The 2,298-nt window shown below is 26.0% G+C and carries 3 protein-coding genes and 1 tRNA gene; 2 read left to right on the forward strand and 2 right to left on the reverse strand.

The genetic code is table 11. The features are described from left to right. Positions 1-11: 11 nt before the first annotated feature. A tRNA-Ile gene (locus QZ146_RS08640) sits at positions 12-86 on the forward strand. Positions 87-195: 109 nt separating this feature from the next. Further along, positions 196-321 (forward strand): hypothetical protein, encoded by a 126-nt coding sequence (locus tag QZ146_RS08645; protein ID WP_295723673.1) that lies wholly within the window; start codon positions 196-198, stop codon positions 319-321. A 259-nt stretch (positions 322-580) separates the two neighbouring features. On the opposite strand, the gene QZ146_RS08650 is transcribed toward QZ146_RS08645, so the two are convergent. Together QZ146_RS08650 and QZ146_RS08655 are read right to left on the reverse strand one after the other, a co-directional pair. Further along, positions 581-736, reverse strand: coding sequence for a hypothetical protein (locus QZ146_RS08650; protein WP_295723676.1), 156 nt, complete (start codon positions 734-736; stop codon positions 581-583). 9 nt (positions 737-745) lie between these two features. Then, positions 746-1,894, reverse strand: coding sequence for an ATP-dependent Clp protease proteolytic subunit (locus QZ146_RS08655; protein ID WP_295723679.1), 1,149 nt, complete (start codon positions 1,892-1,894; stop codon positions 746-748). Positions 1,895-2,298: the final 404 nt, after the last annotated feature.

A 2,298-nucleotide genomic window follows, 5' to 3' on the forward strand; every position in this document is an offset into this window, starting at 1 on the left:
TCATGTTTTATAGGCTAGTGGCACAGCTTGGTTAGCGCGCTCGGCTGATAACCGGGAGGTCATGGGTTCGAATCCCATCTAGCCTACTTACTGTTTTTTAGATTATTTTCAATGAAGATGACTTAAGAAAAGTTTTAATTTATGTATGCATTTCACTAATTTTTAGAATCAACTGATAATCTTGTCAAGAAATTAATGTACCTCACTTCAGTTTTGAAAAAAGATTTTGATGAAATTCAAAAAGTTACTATAAATACTCTTAAAGGTTTTAAAGATACCTTAGTTTATCAAAGTGATTTGGTAATGGATATTAAGTTTTAAAAGTGCTGATAGGGAATTTAATTACAATTGAATATAAATGCAAAATTATCATCTAACTTGACACTTAATGTAAAAATTATTTTTTTTTGGAAGTAATTAATCGGACAATTAATTTAAAAAAGATTATAAATGAGGCTTCCGAATAATTGTAAAACTTAAAAATTTTTGTCTTTAAATTCAATTTAAAGGAAACCTTGCTTTTCGAATCATGAATTTTATATTTTTCGAAAAGACTAATTATAATTTCTTTTAAAAAATATTAATGGATGCTTAATTCATAGTTTTTTTTAAAAATTATGGTATTTGCAGTTGCCCTACCAAAATTAACTGATTCAATATTAATTTTAGCAATATTTGACTTTTTAGCATCGTTAATAAAATTCAATTTATCTTCTAAAGTTTTTTCGTATACCATATTAATCACCTATATCTTGTTAAATATATTATTTTTTATTTCTTTTAAATTTAACTCAAATCCACATTCACAAATAATTATGTCCTTTTCAGGTAAAGGAGTTCTACCCTGATTTTGTAATTCCATGTCAATTAATGGATTATCTGATAAATTAATATAATACTTAAATTCTTTACCACAATTATTGCATGTTAAATCAAGATTTAAGGAATTTAACTCTTCAAAATCATTATAAGGAATCTTTCTAGCATTTTTAACAAGTTTAGTATTTTTATCAGCCATAATTTTATATGTAGAACTTGAAGAGAAAATTAATCTCAATAATACTTGTATTCTTTCAACAAGTTCACAAACTTCAGGAGTTTTTGTAAGATTCTTAACTTTCAACTTTATATCATTACATAATGTGTCAATTTTAAGTGATCTGCCATGTGTTTTCCATTGAGAATGGTCTGCAAGTTTATCAGCAATTTCTTCAGCCCTTTTTTGACGAAGGTTATCATCAACTGGTTTACCTTTTGTTTCAGTAACTTTCCAATTTTTAAATTTATATTTTCTTAAAAACTTGGTTACTAATTCTTTACCATAATCTAAACTATGCTGAACTCCAACAAGTTCATTTGGAGTAATTTGGGCAACCATTAATGCATCAAAATTATTTAATTGTCCGTTTTTATTTGATTCATCTATTTTATCTTCTACCCATTTCATATAATCATGAGCAGATCCATAAGATCTTCCTATTTGTATTTGTGCATCAATTGGTCCTAAACTTCCAGTATCATTTAAATAAATTTCATCCCCACACATAGCAAGAATTGTTCCTGCACTTTTACACTCCCCTACAATAATAAAATCAACATAATCATACTTGTTTCTTAAGAATTGAGCAATTTCTTCAGCAGCAACACCTGATCCTCCAGGTGTTTCAATATAGAAACTTAATTTCTCTGATTTGTCATTTCTTAAAATATCTTTAATAGTATATAAATCATCAATACTAATTGAAGTTGGTACATCAGGGGTATTTAAATCAACTGAATATAGAAATAAATGTTTTCCAGTTAGTTCATCATATTCATTAATTAAATTTATTAATTCATCTTCTAATTGACTAGGATTTAAACCTTTACGTAGATATTCTTCCATATAACTCATTTTAAATATCTCCATAGTATTTATTAAGGAAAATATTTCCTTATCCTGTCACTTCAATAATAATCAACTCCATATTCCTATTATATAGGATTTTTTAAAAACATATGGCAAAATAACATCATGCGATTTGCCCTATATTTTTCACCACAAACTTTTTCACTAGTTTTTCAGGAATATTTTTAAATTCTCTAATCACTTCTTTCCAAATAAAAACATTATGTAATTAGTTAGTTTGATTATATATTTAAATGTTTTCTTTTAATACTCTACTTTAAAGCACAAAATCTGGGAAAAACTGTGCATTCGACATGAAAATAGTTAATTTTCAAAAGAAATATACTTTTTTCTCTATTATTGGAATAATGTTTAAAGAATTCTGAGATCAAAATAAACAGTAATTCACA

This window comes from uncultured Methanobrevibacter sp. (assembly GCF_905235195.1).
Classification (GTDB): Archaea; Methanobacteriota; Methanobacteria; order Methanobacteriales; family Methanobacteriaceae; genus Methanarmilla.

What these genes read in the sequence shown, in the direction of transcription:
- QZ146_RS08645 (WP_295723673.1), top strand. Translation starts at nt 196, where the DNA reads ATGTACCTCACTTCAGTTTTGAAAAAAGATTTTGATGAAATTCAAAAA.
- QZ146_RS08650 (WP_295723676.1), bottom strand. Translation starts at nt 736, where the DNA reads ATGGTATACGAAAAAACTTTAGAAGATAAATTGAATTTTATTAACGAT.
- QZ146_RS08655 (WP_295723679.1), bottom strand. Translation starts at nt 1,894, where the DNA reads ATGAGTTATATGGAAGAATATCTACGTAAAGGTTTAAATCCTAGTCAA.